The 17,576-nt window shown below is 40.4% G+C and carries 12 protein-coding genes; 7 read left to right on the forward strand and 5 right to left on the reverse strand.

Annotated elements, in window-relative coordinates; genetic code table 11:
- Positions 1–49: 49 nt before the first annotated feature.
- Complete coding sequence (locus tag E4N80_RS07485; protein WP_010697822.1) at positions 50–1,237, reverse strand: glycine C-acetyltransferase; 1,188 nt, start codon at positions 1,235–1,237, stop codon at positions 50–52.
- 139 nt (positions 1,238–1,376) lie between these two features.
- On the opposite strand from E4N80_RS07485, the gene E4N80_RS07490 reads away from it, so the two are divergent.
- Positions 1,377–2,087, forward strand: coding sequence for an RluA family pseudouridine synthase (locus E4N80_RS07490; RefSeq protein WP_253698551.1), 711 nt, complete (start codon positions 1,377–1,379; stop codon positions 2,085–2,087).
- Positions 2,088–2,242: 155 nt separating this feature from the next.
- Positions 2,243–3,133: an Rpn family recombination-promoting nuclease/putative transposase gene (locus E4N80_RS07495; RefSeq protein ID WP_253698553.1), complete on the forward strand. Its 891-nt coding sequence runs from the start codon at positions 2,243–2,245 to the stop codon at positions 3,131–3,133.
- Positions 3,134–3,651: 518 nt separating this feature from the next.
- Here the strand turns inward: E4N80_RS07495 and nifJ are convergent.
- The 3 genes from nifJ to megL all read right to left on the reverse strand — a co-directional run bounded on the left by nifJ (position 3,652) and on the right by megL (position 9,204).
- Positions 3,652–7,257, reverse strand: coding sequence for a pyruvate:ferredoxin (flavodoxin) oxidoreductase (gene nifJ, locus E4N80_RS07500; RefSeq protein WP_253698554.1), 3,606 nt, complete (start codon positions 7,255–7,257; stop codon positions 3,652–3,654).
- Entirely contained in the window at positions 7,226–7,930 is a 705-nt protein-coding gene (locus E4N80_RS07505) for an aspartate/glutamate racemase family protein (protein WP_253698555.1), read from the reverse strand. Before E4N80_RS07505 ends, nifJ begins: the two co-directional genes overlap by 32 nt.
- 68 nt (positions 7,931–7,998) lie before the next feature.
- The gene (megL, locus tag E4N80_RS07510) at positions 7,999–9,204 is read right to left on the reverse strand and encodes a methionine gamma-lyase (RefSeq protein ID WP_253698556.1); all 1,206 of its coding nucleotides are present in this window, start codon (positions 9,202–9,204) and stop codon (positions 7,999–8,001) included.
- Positions 9,205–9,387: 183 nt separating this feature from the next.
- Between megL and E4N80_RS07515 the strand changes: the two genes are divergently transcribed.
- Complete coding sequence (locus tag E4N80_RS07515) at positions 9,388–10,260, forward strand: DMT family transporter (RefSeq protein WP_253698557.1); 873 nt, start codon at positions 9,388–9,390, stop codon at positions 10,258–10,260.
- Between the two features lie 52 nt (positions 10,261–10,312).
- Positions 10,313–11,899: an ABC transporter transmembrane domain-containing protein gene (locus E4N80_RS07520; protein ID WP_253698558.1), complete on the forward strand. Its 1,587-nt coding sequence runs from the start codon at positions 10,313–10,315 to the stop codon at positions 11,897–11,899.
- Positions 11,900–11,946: 47 nt separating this feature from the next.
- Here E4N80_RS07520 and E4N80_RS07525 read toward each other — a convergent pair whose 3' ends face one another.
- The gene (locus E4N80_RS07525) at positions 11,947–13,308 is read right to left on the reverse strand and encodes a Na+/H+ antiporter NhaC family protein (RefSeq protein WP_253698560.1); all 1,362 of its coding nucleotides are present in this window, start codon (positions 13,306–13,308) and stop codon (positions 11,947–11,949) included.
- 224 nt (positions 13,309–13,532) lie between these two features.
- Here E4N80_RS07525 and E4N80_RS07530 point away from each other — a divergent pair, with 224 nt between their 5' ends.
- From E4N80_RS07530 to E4N80_RS07540, 3 genes are all read left to right on the forward strand, one after another.
- On the forward strand, positions 13,533–14,834 hold the full coding sequence (locus tag E4N80_RS07530) for a Na+/H+ antiporter family protein (protein ID WP_253698562.1): 1,302 nt from the start codon (positions 13,533–13,535) through the stop codon (positions 14,832–14,834).
- A gap of 114 nt (positions 14,835–14,948) precedes the next feature.
- A complete protein-coding gene (locus tag E4N80_RS07535) occupies positions 14,949–15,728 on the forward strand; it encodes a Nif3-like dinuclear metal center hexameric protein (protein WP_253698563.1) in 780 nt (259 codons plus the stop codon).
- Between the two features lie 31 nt (positions 15,729–15,759).
- Positions 15,760–17,460, forward strand: coding sequence for an ATP-grasp domain-containing protein (locus E4N80_RS07540; RefSeq protein WP_253698565.1), 1,701 nt, complete (start codon positions 15,760–15,762; stop codon positions 17,458–17,460).
- Positions 17,461–17,576: the final 116 nt, after the last annotated feature.

A 17,576-nucleotide genomic window follows, 5' to 3' on the forward strand; every position in this document is an offset into this window, starting at 1 on the left:
AAAACAGGATTAAGGACATCTCTAAAAACTGAAGTTTTTAGAGGTTCCCTTAAATGATTCCCATTTCTTTGCCGACTTTTTCACAGATTTTTACAGCCCTGTCAAGCTGTTCCGTAGTGTGGCCGGCAGTAACCATACATCGGACTCGGCCTGTTCCCTTGGGAACTGTGGGGAATACGATGGGGCCTGAGAATAAGCCGTTTTCAAAAAGCTTTTTCGAGAATTCCAAGGTCTTGGCTTCATCTCCGATAATAATCGGGGTAATCGGCGTCTCGCTGTGACCGATATTGTAGCCGAGCTTTCCTAAGCCTTCTTTAAAGTGCTTGGCGTTTGCCCAAAGCTTGTCAGTATATTCCGTTGATTCCATGAGCATCTTAACGGCTTCAATAGCGGCTCCTACGGCTGCGGGAGGAAGACCTGTTGAGAATAAGAAGGGGCGGCCCCTGTTTTTAAGCCAGTCGATAGTTACTTTTTTTCCTGCAACATAACCGCCTACAACACCGATAGCCTTTGAAAGGGTTCCCATTGCAACATCAACTCTTCCGTGAAGCTTAAAGTGGTCTACTGTTCCGCGTCCGCTTTCTCCTAAAACACCGCTTGAGTGAGCATCGTCAACATATGTAAGACAATTATATTTTTCGGCAAGAGCAACGATTTCGGGGAGTTTGGCTATATCTCCGTCCATTGAGAAAACGCCGTCGGTTATAATTAAAACATTGTTGTAGTTATTTCTTTTTTCTTTTAAAACTCTTTCAAGGTCGGCCATATCGGAGTGCTGGAAGACTGCCTTATCGGCCTTTGAAAGGCGGGTACCGTCGATGATTGAAGCGTGGTTCAGCTGATCCGAAATGATTAGGTCACCCTTATCCGTAAGGGCCTGAATAACGCCTGCATTACAGTTAAAACCTGACTGGAAAGCTAAAACGGCCTCCTCTCTTTTAAATTCGGCTAAAAGTTTTTCCAAGTCATCATGTATCTTCATATTACCGATGATGGGGCGTACGGCTCCGGCTCCGGCTCCGTATTTTTCGATAGCCTCAATAGCTGCCTTTTTAAGCCTTGGATGATTTGCAAAGCCTAAATAGTTGTTGGATGAAAGGTTAATAACCTTTTTTCCATTAATAATACATTCGGCATCGCTCGGCCCTTCAAGCGTAACAAGCTCTTTATATAAGCCCTGCTCTTTTAATTCTTGAACTTTTTTTTGTAAAAACTCCATATCATGGATATTCGACATAGTTTCCCCCTAATAAAATGTTTAAAATTCTTAAAGATTAAGTGGACTTTAAGACTGAGATATTATTTATCTTTTTAGCGATATTGTCAAGAGCCGTAAAGTATTGTATAATCCCGCCTGCAATGTTTGGGATTTTAAAATGCACAATGAAGTAAGAATTTTATTTGAGGACAATTTTTTTGCGGTAGTTTTAAAAAACTGCGGGGATAATTCTCAAGTCTTTTTTAAAAAGGCCTTTAGCGAAAAAAAATATGCCGAGGCAGTCAACCGATTGGATAAGCCTGTAAGCGGTTTAGTTCTCATAGCTTTTTCTCCTGCAATGCACACAAAGCTAAATAATCTTTTTAAAGAAAAAAAGGTAGAAAAAGAATATTGGGCAATCTGTAAAAAAATAGAAGAATTAAACTCGGCGGCCGATCCAGGAATAAACCGCACCGCTCCCGTCCTCTATAAAAAAGAATTTTGCGAAAATTATCTTGAATTCAATACCAAGCTGCAAAAAGCTTTTGTAACCGGCTCAAAGCAAAGAGGAAAAAAAGCATCTCTTTATTGGCAGCTTGCAGGGATTGGTGATAACTATAATTTTTTACGGATCTTCCCCGAAACAGGCCGCACCCATCAAATCCGTATTCAGCTTTCTTATTTGGGGATGCCCATAAAAGGAGACATCAAATACGGCTTTGCGCGTACCGAAAAATCCGGAGGAATCAGGCTCCATGCCCACTCCCTAAAATTTGAACATCCTGAAACAAAAAAGCAAATAGAAATTTCAGCCCTCCCCCCGTCTCCCGACACTCTATGGTCAGCCTGCATCGAAGCCTGCTTAAAAGCAAAAGAGCTTGAAGAGTAAAAACTTATAATAAAGCATGAATTCCCATCATTTGGCATTTGAAATTTATCATTCGACATTTTCAATTTTTTTTAAAAATTTTACCATTTATTCAACTTAGAACCCTATAATTATATGAAAGCAGGCAAGGAGATAATGCCCGCAAAGGAGTTTGTATGACACAATTATTTAAAATAACCCTTCGCAACGACTATGCTTTTAAACGAGTCTTCGGAATGGAAGAAAACAAAGATGTTCTTCAGGACTTGCTGGAATGTATTTTAGACATTCCGCCTGAGAATATCGCAGGTTTGGAATTTCTGGATAAGGAGCTCCATAAGGATTTGATAAGCGACAAAACCGGAGTCTTAGACGTAAAATTACGCCTAAAGAACAACACGGTTATCGATATCGAAATTCAAAACAGGTGGAACAGCGAGTTTATCCAACGAACCATCTTTTATTGGGCTAAAATGTATACGGAAAATTTAAAAACGGGCGAAGTATATACAAAACTACCTAAATGTATTACAATAAACATAGTGGGTGAAGGCTTTGATTTGAATTCGCTTATCCATAGTGAGTACAATGTAGTCGAAAAGCACATAAACGATAGGCTTTCCGATGAGCTTGAAATCCACTTTTTAAACTTAGCCAAGGTTAAAGAACAGGATGAAAATACAGAATCCGATGAAAAGAAAAAGAAACTTTACAACTGGCTGAAATTTATCGAAACTGATGACACGGAGGTACGTAATATGCTGGCACAAGAATCCCCTATGATGGCAAAAGCCAATACAACAATAGAAGTAATGGAAATGAGCCCAAAAGAAAAGTGGCTGTATGAAAACCGAATGAAATACGAGCACGATAAGGCCTCATGGAAACATGTAGGTTATCAAGAGGGAATATTGCAGGGAGAAACAAAAGGCAGACAAGAAGGCTTTGCCGATGGGGCTCGCCAAAACAAGCTCGAAACTGCTGCTGCATTTAAGAGAATGGGTATTTCCATCAAAAAAATAGCCGAAGGAACCGGCCTTACTGAAGAAGAAATAAAAAACTTATAACAATCACACCGAAAACAACTGTCACCCAATTTTTAAATATGCGAGGCGAGCACTAGGAGCCAATAAAAATTAACCAGGGGCGTGCTTTTTGCATGTTGAGGATTAATTTTTATTCGAGCGACAACGTAATCGCCCGCATCCTGTAGACTAATTTTTAAATATGCGAGGTGAGTACTAGGAGCCGATAAAAATTAACCGCAGGCGTGCTTTTTGCACGTCGAGGATTAATTTTTATTCGAGCGGCAACGTAATCGCCCGCATCCTGTAGGCTAATTTTTAAATATGCGAGGTGAGTACTAGGAGCTAATAAAAATTAACCGCAGGCGTGCTTTTTGCACGTCGAGGATTAATTTTTATTCGAGCGGCAACGTAATCGCCCGCATACTGTAGGCTAATTTTTAAATATGCGAGGTGAGTACTAGGAGCCGATAAAAATTAACCGCAGGCGTGCTTTTTGCACGTCGAGGATTAATTTTTATTCGAGCGACAACGTAATCGCCCGCATATTTAAAAATTAATTACTCAGCCATACTCTTATACCTACTATACCTCTCCTTAGCATCTTCCTCTGCATGCTTGAATAAGACTTCCGCAACATCGGGGAAGGTCTTTTTAAGCGAGGTGTAGCGGACTTCGGAGTTGATAAAGTCTTGGAATGAAGCGGTCGGCTCCTTGCTGTCAAGCTGGAAGGGATTTTTGCCCTCGGCTTTTAAGCGGGGATCAAAGCGGTATAGGTGCCAATAACCGGCTTCAACAGCCTTTTTCTCCTGCTCGACACTTCTACTCATTCCTGAGCGGAGTCCGTGGTTGATACAGGGAGCATAACAGATAACAATAGAAGGTCCGTCATAGCTTTCGGCTTCTTTTACAGCCTTTACGAATTGGCTCATATTGGAACCTATAGCAACCTGAGCTACATAGACATAGCCGTAGGTCATAAGCATTGCACCCAAATCCTTTTTGCGGATTCGCTTTCCGCCTGCCGCAAATTTGGCGACAGCTGCTGTCGGTGTCGACTTTGAGGACTGACCTCCTGTATTGGAATAAACTTCCGTATCGAATACGAGGATATTAAAGTCTTCACCCGAGGCCATTGTGTGGTCAAGACCGCCGTAACCGATGTCGTAAGCCCAGCCGTCGCCTCCGAAGGACCAGACGCTCTTTTTGACAATAAAGTCTTTCAGCTTGTAGATATATTCCAAGAGCCTGTCGGCTTCAATATTTCCCGTATTATATTTGAAGGTATGGCTTTCGGGAACCGGAAGATAATCGGCGGCATCGGTATTCTTTACGGCCGTATTTCTAGGCGGCTGATGAGCATCAAAGAGAGCCTTAATCTTATCACAGGTTAAGGTATTGGCTTCAACATCTTTTTTGTTTTCAATCCATTCTTTAAAGAGAGGAGTAAAATCGGTTCCGACATTGAGCTCAACAAATTTTTTCATATAGTCTTCGGCCTGTTCCCTCAACTTGCGGGTGCCGATGGCCATTCCGTAGCCGTAGTTCGCATTGTCCTCAAAAAGGGAGCTTGCCCAAGTCGGGCCCTTTCCTTTTTCGTTATAGGTAAAGCCGGCAGTGGGATAAGAGCCGCCCCATATCGAAGAACAACCGGAAGCGTTTGCGATCATCATGCGGTCTCCGAAAAGACGGGTAACAAGGGTTGCATAGGCAGTTTCGCCGCAGCCTGCACAAGCTCCGTGGAATTCCAAGAGAGGCTGTTTAAACTGGCTTCCTTTAACGGAGAACTGATCCATAAGACCGTGCTTTGCAGAAACATTATCAACTGCATAATCCCAGTTTTTGCTTTGAGCTTCTTCTTCGGCCAAGGGCTTCATAACAAGGGCCTTATTCTTTGCAGGACAAATATTTGCACAGTTTGAACAGCCCGTACAATCCATAACCGAAACCTGCATCCTGTACTCAAGCCCCTCAAGGCCTTTTCCGTTGGCCTTTATAGTTTCAAAGCCTTCAGGTTTAGCAGCCCTTTCTTTTTCATTAAGAAGGAAGGGGCGGATTGTAGCATGAGGACATACAAAAGAACACTGGTTACACTGAATACAATTTTCCTTTATCCAATGCGGAACTTCAACTGCAACACCACGCTTTTCGTATCGGCTGGTACAGTTAGGCATTCGGCCGTCTTCAACACCTTTAAAGGTGCTCACCTTTAGAGCATCGCCTTCCTGTCTGTTAATAGGGATAAGTACATTGCGTACGTATGGCGGAAGATGAGAATTGCAAACCTGTGAATCCTCCGCATTTGCCCAAGCGGCAGGAACGGCAACCTTGTGAAGAGAACTTACGCCTTTTTCAACTGCGGCATAGTTCATATTTACTATGTCTTCACCTTTTTTACCGTAATCCCTGACTATGGATTTTTTTAAACTTTCAACGGCTTCTTCAATGGGAATAATTTCTGCAAGCTTAAAGAAGGCAGACTGCATAATCATATTGATTCTTCCGCCGAGACCGATTTCCTGAGCAATGCCTGTAGCATTGATTGTATAAAATTTTATCTCATTTTTTGCAATAAAACGCTTCATTTCTCCCGGAAGGTTGGCTTCCAATTCTTCGTCAGACCATAGACAGTTAAGCAGGAATGTTCCGCCTTTTTTTAAGCCCTTCAATAAATCATATTGATGAACATAGGACTGCTTTGAACAGGAAATAAAGTCGGCATCGCTTATAAGGTATGTGGATTTTATCGGCTGCTTTCCGAAGCGGAGGTGAGAAATGGTTACGCCTCCCGATTTTTTACTGTCATAAGCAAAATAGGCTTGGGCATACATACCCGTACTGTCGCCGATAATCTTGATAGCACTCTTATTTGCTCCGACGGTTCCGTCAGAGCCGAAGCCCCAGAATTTACATCTGATTGTTCCTGCGGGTTCGGTCTTAATTTCCTCCACAACGGGGAGACTCAAATTGGTTATATCGTCTTCGATTCCTACGGTAAAATTGTTTTTGGGAGCATCGGCTTTAAGATTGTCGAATACTGATTTTACCATTGAGGGAGTCGTATCCTTTGAAGCAAGCCCGTATCTTCCGCCCACTATCAGAGGTTTATTGGGCACATCAATGTATGCACCCAGTATGTCCAAATGGAGAGGTTCGTAAAGGGCGCCCTTCTCTTTTGTCCGGTCAAGAACGGCAATCTTTTTAACCGTCTTGGGCATTACATCAAAGAGGTATTTGGGCGAGAAAGGACGGTAAAGCCTTACCTTTATAAGGCCAACCTTTTCTCCCTTGGAAACAAGATAGTCAACGGTTTCTTCGGCCGTCTCGGTTATAGAACCCATGGCTATAATTACGCGTTCGGCATCGGGTGCTCCATGATAGTCAAAGGGGCGGTAAATTCTTCCCGTCAAGGCCGAAATCCGCTTCATATAATCGGCAACTATTTCTACAACATCGGTATAGAATTTATTGGAGGCTTCTGCCGCCTGAAAATAAACATCCGGGTTTTGGGCTGTTCCTTTGGTAAATGGATGCTCCGGATTCATTGCCGTGGTACGCCAATCGTTTAAGGCCTTCCAATCAAGCATCTTTGCAAAATCTTCATACTCGATAAGCTCGACATTTTGAAGTTCATGGCTGGTTCTAAAGCCGTCAAAGAAGTGGAGGAAGGGGACTCGCCCCTTTATCGCTGCAAGGTGGGCAATACCGCCGAGGTCTATAATTTCCTGTACCGAACCGGAAGCGAGCATACCGAAACCCGTTTGGCAGCAAGCCATAACGTCCTGATGATCGCCGAAAATAGAAAGGGCATGAGCCGAAAGAGCTCTCGCCGATACATGTAAAACACCCGGTAAAAGCTCACCGGACATCTTGTACATGTTGGGTATCATAAGTAAAAGTCCCTGACTGGCCGTAAAGCTTGAAGCTAGGGCACCGGCAGAAAGGGCTCCGTGCATTGATCCGGCAGCCCCCGCCTCGGACTCCAGTTCCGAAACAAGAACGGTTTGACCGAAAATGTTTTTTCTTCCGTTGGCTGCCCATGAGTCAACAAGCTCGGCCATATCTGAAGATGGTGTAATCGGATAAATGGCGGCTACATCGGTAAAGGCATAGGCCACATAAGAAGCCGCATTATTACCGGTCATTGTTTGAGTTTTCTTTTGCATACTCTTTTTTCTCCTTGGTATGTAATATTGTTTCCAGCATTTTTTCTGCCGGGTCTATAATTCTAATTGAAGTATGTTTTTGAAGTTCATTTTTTATATATGGAAAATGGGTGCAGCCTAATATCAGGCTGTCTATTTTATAATCGCTTATCTCAATATTTTCAAGATAGGACAAAAAGCCTTTAAGGTTTAAAAGTCTTACTATTTCAGCAGGATGAAGGTCTTTTTCGATGAGCTGTACTATACTCATATTTCCTATGGGAATGGTATTTTTTTCTCGGTTATATTTTTGAATAATTTTGTCGATTGTATATGCGGCTAATCCGTTTGCAGCCAGGATAGCAATGTTTTTACAATCGTCAGCTAATTTTTTATATGTATCAAGCGGGCTAAAAATTTGAATGTTTAAAAGCTTTTGTATTTTTTCGTAATCTATGGCAGAACTTAAAGAATTGCAATATATAACAATAATATCCGATCCCTTTTTTATAGCCTCATCCGATTTTGCGATAAAAAGGTTTTCAAGGGCTTCTTGCGAAAAATATTGCAATTGTGACTGTTCCTCACAGGTACTCGACATAGGAATTGCAAGAGCTTCTATGCCTCTTCTTTCCAAAAGTTCAACTCCCATTCGGGTGTCCACTGCAGTTCCGGCAAATACGGCTGCTTTCAAAAACAAGATCCTCCATAGTCTTTAAAGAATGAACACCTCCAAAAAGTTTTTAGAGGTGTTCTTAAGATTTATTTAACAAGTTTATCCAAGGCTTGTTTTAAATCGGCAATAATGTCTTCCGCATCTTCAAGACCGACAGAAAGACGAACCAAACCTTCGGCAATATCCGAAGCAGCTCTTTCTTCAGGGGTATATGGAGAGTGGGTCATACTTGCAGGATGCTGAATAAGGGTTTCGGCATCGCCTAAGCTTACTGCAATGGTTGCAAATTTAACCGAGTTTATAAGAGTTTTACCGGCTTCCAATCCGCCCTTAACGGTAAAGGCAATCATAGCTCCGCAAAGCTTCATCTGTTTTTTTGCAAGCTCATATTGCGGGAAAGATTTAAGACCGGGGAAAGCGATGGATTCTACCGCCGGATGTTTTTCCAAGAACTCCGCAACTTTTTGAGCATTGGCGCAGTGCTTTTCCATTCTGATATCGAGGGTCTTCATGCCTCGGCCTATTAGGTAGGCTTCAAAGGGCCCCAATGTAGAACCTGTCATATCCTTAACACCTACAAAGCGTACCTGATCGATGAATTCTTTTTTACCGACAACAAAACCTGCAATAACGTCTCCGTGCCCGTTTAGGTATTTTGTTGCAGAATGAAGAACAACGTCTGCACCTAAATCAAGAGGGCGCTGAAGATAGGGAGTCATATAAGTATTATCTACTATAACCTTACATTCGGGATTATGAGCATGAGCAATCTTACTTATTGCTGCAATGTCGCAAAGATACATGTTCGGGTTGGCCGGTGTTTCCAAATAAACGATTTTTGTATTCGGCTTTAAAGCTTTTTTAACGTTTTCGGGATCTCGCGTATCAACGAAGGTTACATCAACACCGAAGCGTGATAGACCGTGATTTAAAAATGCAAAAGTACAGCCGTAAAGTGTTTTTCCGGCAACGATATGGTCTCCTGCATTTACAATTGACCAAATACATGAGGTAACGGCACCTATACCGGAGCTTGCAGACATACATGCTTCCCCGTTTTCAAGGCAGGCAAGTTTTTCTTCGACAACCGTAGTCGTAGGATTGCCTAAGCGGGTGTAGATATAGCCCTCTTCCTCTAAGGCAAATCTGCGGCCGCCTTGTTCTGCCGAATCAAATACAAATGTTGAAGTTTGATAAATAGGTGTAGCTAAAGCACCATACTTATTCTTAATGCTTCCTGCGTGAATCTGTTTTGAAGCAAATCCCAACTTTTCCAAATCTTTTCTATTCATATCTTCCTCCAAATGAAATATTCACTACTAAGAATATTATAAGGCATTTATTTTATTAACGCAAGCGTAAAAATTGAAAAATTATAAATAAAGTTTAACTATAACACTCATACTTGATTTCATTATTATTTTATTATATCATAGCTTTAGAAAAAAATCCATATTAAAAATTAGGAAGAAATTATGTCCAATAAAATAAAATCATATTTATCGGCTTTTACCGCCATTATTTTTTTTGCTTCTTCTTTTCCGTTTTCACGCTTTGCTTTAACGCATTTCGGCCCGGAAGCCTTAGGTTTTTTAAGATGTTCTTTAGCAAGTATTATTCTTTTAATTATAGGAAAATTTAATAACCTTAGAGCTCCTTTTAAGCTTAAACACATAGGACTATTCTTTTTGTCGGGAGCACTAGGCTTTGCCCTATATCTTATCGTTTTTAACATTGGACTTAGAACCATCACAGCTGCAACCTCAAGCATCATAATCGCTACAACCCCCATAATGACCGCTGCAACAGCTTCAATTCTTTATGGCGAAAAAATAAGTAAGATAGGTATCCTGTCAATTATTTCTGCTTTTTGCGGAGTTTTAATTATCATTTTATGGAAGGGAATTTTTTCGGTCAACATAGGCATTTTGTGGACTATGTCGGCAGCAGTTTTCTTTTGCGGATATAATATTTTAAGCCGAAAACTTGCAAAAATGGGCTATACTTCAATAGAAATCGTAACCTATAGTATGATTTGTTCAGCTATTATTTTATCGCCTTTTTGCATTAAAGGTTATAAAGAGCTTGTTTCTGCCGATTTTAAATATATATGGAGCCTTTTATACTTAGGAATTTTTACAAGCGCATTAGGCTATTTTTTCTTTAATAAGGGAATAGAAATTGCCGAAAAAACAAGCGATGTTACAAATTTTATTTTTGTTAACCCCTTGATTGCAAGTCTTTTAAGTTATCTAGCCCTAGGCGAAACCTTAAATGCAGGAACGGCGATAGGAGGAATCATTATCGTTGTAAGTATTATTTTATTTGCATTGAAAGGCAGTAAATAAAATGAGCTTGACAATATAATATAATATAATATAATATAACAGGAGCTTGCCTATGTTGTATAAAAAATCTTATTTTAAATTACATGCTAAAATTGTCTTACTTTCAATTATTCCGATTGCGTTTTCTGCTGCGATTCCATTGCTTTTAGGGAAAATAATAGATGACTTAAACAAGGGGTTTTCACCCGAAGTATTTAGAATCATAATAATTTGTTTTATCATTATCTTCGTTCAAAAAATTTTTAATTTTGTTTCTAACTATAATTTTAATACGGCAGAAAATATTGTTGCTGCTGCAGAAACCGAAATTCTTCTTGACGAGTTTTTAAGTGCAAAGTCTAATTTAGCCGGTACATTTAATAATGAAAAACTTTTAAACCGTATAGCCAATGAACCTTATAAATTGGGTTCTCTTTATGGGATAAGCCCTGTAATGCTTGTCGATAATATTATGATGTTTGTAGCGGCTGTTTGTGTTCTTTTATATTTAAATTGGCAGCTCTTACTTTTAACTTCTCTTTTTATTCCGCTGATATATCTTATAGGCTGCTTTGTAAGAAAAAACATTATGAAGTATTCGAAAGAAAGTTCTTTAGCCTCCGAAAAATTTCTTTTGCATTTAGGTGAAGCCTTAAAAGGTTTTTCGGATATAAAAATTTTTTCTGCCGAAAAGAAAATAAAAACATCCTTAACAAAGGTAAGAAGAGATATGTTAAAGGTGGAAAAATCGGAAGAATTTTATCAGCGGCTTTATCGGGATATAAACGGATTTTTGTACACCTCTTTACCTCTTGTAAATTTAGTCGCCGGTTTTATACTAATGAAATACGGAAAAACTACATTGGGTGCTATAATTTCATTTTATATGTATGTAGGACATTTTATTGAACCGGTACAAAATCTTGCCGACCTGCGTATGGCAATTTTAAATTCTAACGAAAAAAAGAAACTGGTTGATGAGATAAAAAAAGAATTTGCCGCCGATTTGGCAGGGCATAATAAAGCCGAAAACTTTAATTCCATTTTATTAAAGGATATAAAGCATTCTTTTGAAAGTAAGGACATAAACATTAAAACCGATGTAGATATTTCATCGGCGGGACTTTACGGTATTTCCGCCCCATCAGGTTTAGGTAAAAGTACTGCCTTAAAAATTCTTTCAGGGCTTTTATATTCCGAAACGGCTGCCGCTTATATCGGAGGTAAGGATGTCAAAACCTTAAACCCCGATTCTCTTAACGGAAATATTTTTTACATAAACGATAAGTCTATAATTTTTCAAGGTACGGTTAAAGAAAATGCCGAACTTACCGAAGATGCTCATATTACAAAAGAAGTCTTTGATTCTATTTTTGATGAAAGCGATAATCTTTCGCTTGAAACTAATTTGGAAACTGAAGGAACAAATATTTCATTGGGACAAAAACAAAGGGTGGTGTTGTTAAGGTTTTTTGCCCTTAAAGAAGAACCTAAAATTATAATATTAGATGAAGCTCTTTCGGGACTTGATGAAGTAAGGGAAACACAGTCTATCGAAGCATTGCGTAAGGCTTTCCCTCATTCAATTATCCTTTTTATAACTCACCGCAAAAAATCTTTTGCTCTTTGCGATAAGGTTTTTGAATTTAAAGAAGGATAGTGTTACGATAGCTTCGGATACAAAATTCCGAAGCTATCGCGATATTTTTATTTTGCTTTAACAGCCTTCCATTCTTCAAAATTCCAAGGATGTTTTTTAATATATCCGTCGGCAAAGGGGAAGAATATCGAAAGAATTAAGAACACGGCCAGTAAAAGCTGGTACCACAATAAGGGAATAAGGCCTACAGGATTTACAAGCCCATTTGTAAAGGAACAGGCTATTAAAAGCTGGGCACCGTAAGGAATTAATCCCTGCATTACACAAGAGAAGGCATCAAGAAGAGAGGCAGATCTTCGGGGGTCAACCTTAAATTCTTCACACATTTCTTTTGCGATAGGACCGTCGATAATAATTGCAACGGTATTATTTGCCGTTGCCGCATCGGTAAGAAGGGTTAAAGCACCGATACCAAGCTCTGCGGATTTTTTACCCTTTACCATGCCCTTTATCTTTTGTAAAAGCCATTCCATACCGCCGGCCTGACTTACCATGTAGGCAAGTCCTCCCGTCAACATTGAAAGCAAGAATATTTCGAACATTCCGTTAAAGCCGTCATACATATGATTTGTCCACTGTAGAGCGTCAAAAGCACCGTAAGCCATTCCTATAATACCGGAGAAAAGGATTCCTCCTAAAAGAACTGCAAATACGTTAAGACCTGCGATAGCTGCAACCAATACAAATACATAGGGCAACACTTTTATAATATTAAATTCCAAGGATTCAATTTGAGGCGGAACAGACGGCCTGCCGAAGATTAATAGAAGAATGAGAGTTAAAATTGCAGCAGGTAGGGCTAATGCAATATTAACTCTGAATTTATCCCTCATATCAACATTTTGTGTTCTTGTAGCCGCAATTGTAGTATCCGAAATAATCGAAAGGTTATCGCCGAACATGGCTCCGCCTACCATTGAGGCTATCATAAGCGGCATTGAAATACCTGCTTTTTCCGCAAAACCTACGGCAATAGGACCTACAGCGGCAATAGTACCGACACTTGTTCCTGTTGCAATAGATAAAAAACAGCAGATAATAAATAGACCAGCTGTAACAAAATTCGACGGTATTAGGGTTAAACCTAAATTTACTGTAGAATCAACACCGCCCATCTGCTTTGAAACGACCGAAAAGGCTCCGGCTAAAATATAAATGATACACATAGTAATGATGTTTGCATCTCCGCAGCCTTTGACCAGAGCATCGAATTTTTCGTCGATTGAACCTTTGTGCATCAAAAAGGCTGCTATAATACCTACAATTACGGCAATAGGACCCTTAAAACCGTAAAATCCCATAGGATCGCCTTTTGCTACAAGGATTACACCCATTCCCAGATAAACTACAACAAAGATAAAAAAGGGCAACAGAGCAACACCATTCGGTTTAAACTTAGATTTTTCCATAAAATCTCCTCCATAAAAGTTTTACTTAAAATATATAAGCAGCTTAATAGCCTACATACTTTGTGTTACTAAATTATCGCATAGGTTTTTTGACTTGTCAATAAACATTCGGTTTATATTTATTTTTTTTCAAAAAAGTTGACATATAAAATATTTCATGCTAATATTTTTAAGTTATACTGCAATTTTTATAAATTTAAATTGCATAAAAAACGGAGGTTTATATGTTCAATCCTGTTGTTATTGCCGTCATTGTTATGATGGTATTGTGCTTGCTTAAGATTAACATCTTAATCGCAATTATGATTTCCGGTATTGTAGGAGGGCTTATTGGAGGTTTAGGACTTCAAGACACAATAAGCATTCTTATTTCGGGAATGGGCGGCAATGCCGAAACGGCGTTATCTTATATCTTGCTGGGAACTTTAGCCGCGGCAATTACTTCAACTTCTATAGTTGAACTTTTAGCGGTCAAATTACAAAAATGGCTTAAAAATAAAAAAGCCCTATTCGTGCTTATCATTGCATTTATCGGCTGTTTTTCGCAAAACGCAATTCCTGTTCATATAGCCTACATTCCGATTTTAATTCCGCCTCTTTTGGTTGTAATGAACAAAATGAAACTCGACAGACGTGCCATGGCTTGCGGCTTAACATTCTCGGTTAAGTGGCCCTATGTCGCGTTTCCTGCAGGTTTTGGTCTTATTTTTCACGGAATTATTTCGGATTCTATGACACAAAACGGACTTCAATTCAATAAAATGGATGTATGGAAAGCTATGGCTCTTCCCGGTGCCGGAATGATTTTAGGTCTTTTGATTGCGGTTTTCTTTTCCTACAGAAAAGCCCGTGAATACAAAACGGTAGAAGCAGACATAAAGGCTGAAAATGAAGTTAAAGACATAAAATTTACTTCACGTGAATGGTTTACTCTTTTAGCAATTGCAGCCGCCTTTGTAACACAGGTTTTCTCCGGTTCTATGCCATTAGGCGGGCTTGTCGGTATTTTGATATTGCTTGTTACCCGTGTTATAAAGGTAAAAGATGCGGATCAAACTATGGCGGAAGGTATTAAACTGATGGGATTTATCGCCTTTGTCATGCTCGTTGCCGCAGGCTTCGCAGAAGTAATTAAGGCGACAAAAGCGGTAGACGCTCTTGTTGTTTCCAGCGCCAATCTTATAGGAGGAAGCAAACTCCTCGGGGCTATTATAATGCTCTTAATCGGACTTGGTATTACAATGGGTATAGGAACTTCCTTCGGTACCATTCCTGTAATTGCAACGATATATGTTCCTCTTGGTATGAGACTCGGCTTCAGCCCCATGGCCATAGCCTGTCTTCTCGGCACGGCAGGTGCTTTAGGCGATGCAGGTTCTCCCGCTTCCGATTCTACTTTGGGACCGACAGCCGGCTTGAATGCCGACGGGCAGCATGACCACATTTGGGATACATGTGTTCCGACATTCCTGCATTATAATATTCCTCTTATGATATTAGCTACGATTGCAGCAATGTTCTTGTAAAATTACCCCCCCCGTCTAAACCGACGGGGGCTTTTTTATCAATCTTTTACCCGCCTTGAATACAAAAAGAATCTAAAGTATAATCTTTAAAAAGTTTTTTGCGGGGGGATTATAATGAAACTAAAAGAGCTTGATCTTTATTTTACCGAGCTGTTAAACATAGATGCTTTTGCGGTTCAAGATTTATCGCAAAACGGTGTTCAGGTGCAAAACAGCGGAAAAGAAATAAAAAAGGTTGCTTTCGCGGTGGATGCCTGTCTTCAATCCATAAAAGAAGCCGCCGAGCGGAAAGCCGACATGCTTTTTGTACACCACGGCCTTTTTTGGAGCCGCTCCTTACGGATTATGGGAAATCATTATCATAGAATAAAGGCTCTTTTAGACAATGACATAGTTCTCTATGCCGTTCACCTTCCCCTCGATGCCCATCCCCTTTACGGGAACAACATCGGTCTTGCCCGCCGCCTTGAGCTTGAAAACTTAAAAGAATTCGGCATGTACAGGGGGCTGAACATAGGTTTTTACGGCAGTCTTCCTTTAAAAGAAGGTTCCGAAGAAGGCTTGGAAATAGATGAAATTATAAATAAACTTTTTCCTCAAGGAGAAAAACCTGCAAACATCCTTCCTTTCGGGCCTAAAAAAATTAAAACAATCGGAATCATTTCGGGCGGGGCCGCTTCGGAAATAGATGATGCAATAGCCTTAGGACTTGACCTATACATAACGGGAGAGATTGAACACATTACCTATCACAATGCCCTCGAAAACAGAATAAATGTAATTGCCGGAGGCCATTATCAAACGGAAACTGTAGGCGTTCAGTTGGTTGCAAAAAAGCTTGAACTTGATACAAACCTTGAAACCTGCTTTATAGATATTCCGACAGGCTTTTAAATTTTTAGATTAAGATGAGTTTAACCGGAATATGAAAGAAAATAAAAAGCGTATTTTAATTTTAGGAGCAGGACTCATGCAGGGTCCTGCAATAAGGGCTGCAAAAGAGCTGGGCTGTGAGGTCATTGCCGTAGACGGAAACCCGAATGCGGTTTGTGCAAAAGAAGCCGATAAGTTTTTTCCGATAGATTTAAAGGATATTCCCGCCCTCATAGACCTTGCAAAAAGCTTAAAAGAAAAGGGCCTACACGGAGTCTTTACCGCAGCTACGGACTTTTCCGTATCGGTTGCAGCCATTGCAGAAAGCTGTTCTCTTCCCGGACACAGTTTGGAAGCCGCCCGCCGTGCAAGCGACAAGGTTTTAATGAGGGAGAGCTTTGAAAAGCACGGCGTTCCTTCTCCTAAGTTTACCCATATTTTTAAAAACGAAATAGATAAGGCTCTTCAAATTTTAAAACAAAAAGCCATTCCATTCCCTCTTACGGTAAAGCCTGCCGACAATATGGGAGCGCGGGGCTGCCGCTTGGTCTATTCCCAAGATGAATTAAGACCGTCCCTAGAAGATGCGGTAAACTTTTCGCGGAGCGGAAAAGCTATAGCCGAAGAGTTCATCGATGGTGAAGAGTTTTCGCTTGAAGCCCTAGTTATAAACGGAGAGATTTTTTTAAACGCTCTCGCAGACAGGCACATTTTTTTTCCGCCCTACTTTGTCGAGATGGGACACACGATTCCGTCGATTAAGAGCAAGGAAGAATGTGATGAGCTTATAAGAGTTTTTTTTCTCGGGATAAAGGCCTTGGGGCTTACAAACGGGGCGGCCAAGGGAGACATTTTTTTACGAAAAGCCGATCCCAAAAAAAACGGCAAACGGACTGCCTGTGTGGGAGAAATCGCCGCCCGCCTTTCAGGGGGCTACATGTCGGGCTGGACGGTTCCCTATTCTTCGGGCTTTGATGTAACTAAGGCCGCCGTCAAAATAGCCTTAGGCGAACCCGTAGATGAACTTCCTAATAGCGAGGCCGCTCGTTTTAGCGCCGAAAGAGCCGCTAGCTTTAGTGCTGAAAGAGCCGCTCTTTTTAGTGCCGAACGAGCTTGGATTTCGGTGCCGGGCATCATAAAAAAAATATACGGGCTTGAAGAAGCAAGGAGCACAAAAAACATAAAGGATGTTTTACCCCGCCTTTTTGAAAAAGATGAAGCCGTCTTCCCTAAAAACAATGTAGAGAAATGCGGCAATGTCCTAAGCTCTGCGGAAAGCTATGATGAGGCAGTTAAGGCGAGCATGGAAGCCGTACAAAAAATATTTTTGCGGCTTGAAAGAGCAAACAACAAAACGAATCTTTTTTTTGAAAAGACAAATCCTTCGATAGCCGTGCAAGGCAATTATCCTCCGAACTTTTTTAAATTCCCTGAAGACGACAGCACAAAAGAAATTAAAAACAAAACTTTTGATGAGCTATTAAAAAATTCCATTTTAAAGGAAGAAGATGAAATTCTTTATCCTTCGTTCTTTAAGGATTTTTTGGATAAAGCCTTTGATGTGCACGGCCTTTCCATTCGGGAAGCAATAAAACAAGCCTTCTTCCTTGAACCGAACTTAAAAGAAAAGATGCTCATCCTCCAAACTATAGGAGAACCTTTAAACCAGTCTCTTGTTTTGTGGTGGAAGTATTTTATACGCGGCAGCCGCCAAGGACTCATCTATTATCTTGATACCGAATTAAATGATTAATCGGAAAAAGTTCAAAGAATGGTAGATTTTTAATTACTGCGAAGGGCACGGCGGATTTGCCGGCCGAGAGGCGGCAAATCCTGTAAAGATACCGTTGTACAGAACGTACAACGGTA

The sequence above is a fragment of the Treponema denticola genome (assembly GCF_024181605.1).
Taxonomy (GTDB): domain Bacteria; phylum Spirochaetota; class Spirochaetia; order Treponematales; family Treponemataceae; genus Treponema_B; species Treponema_B denticola_B.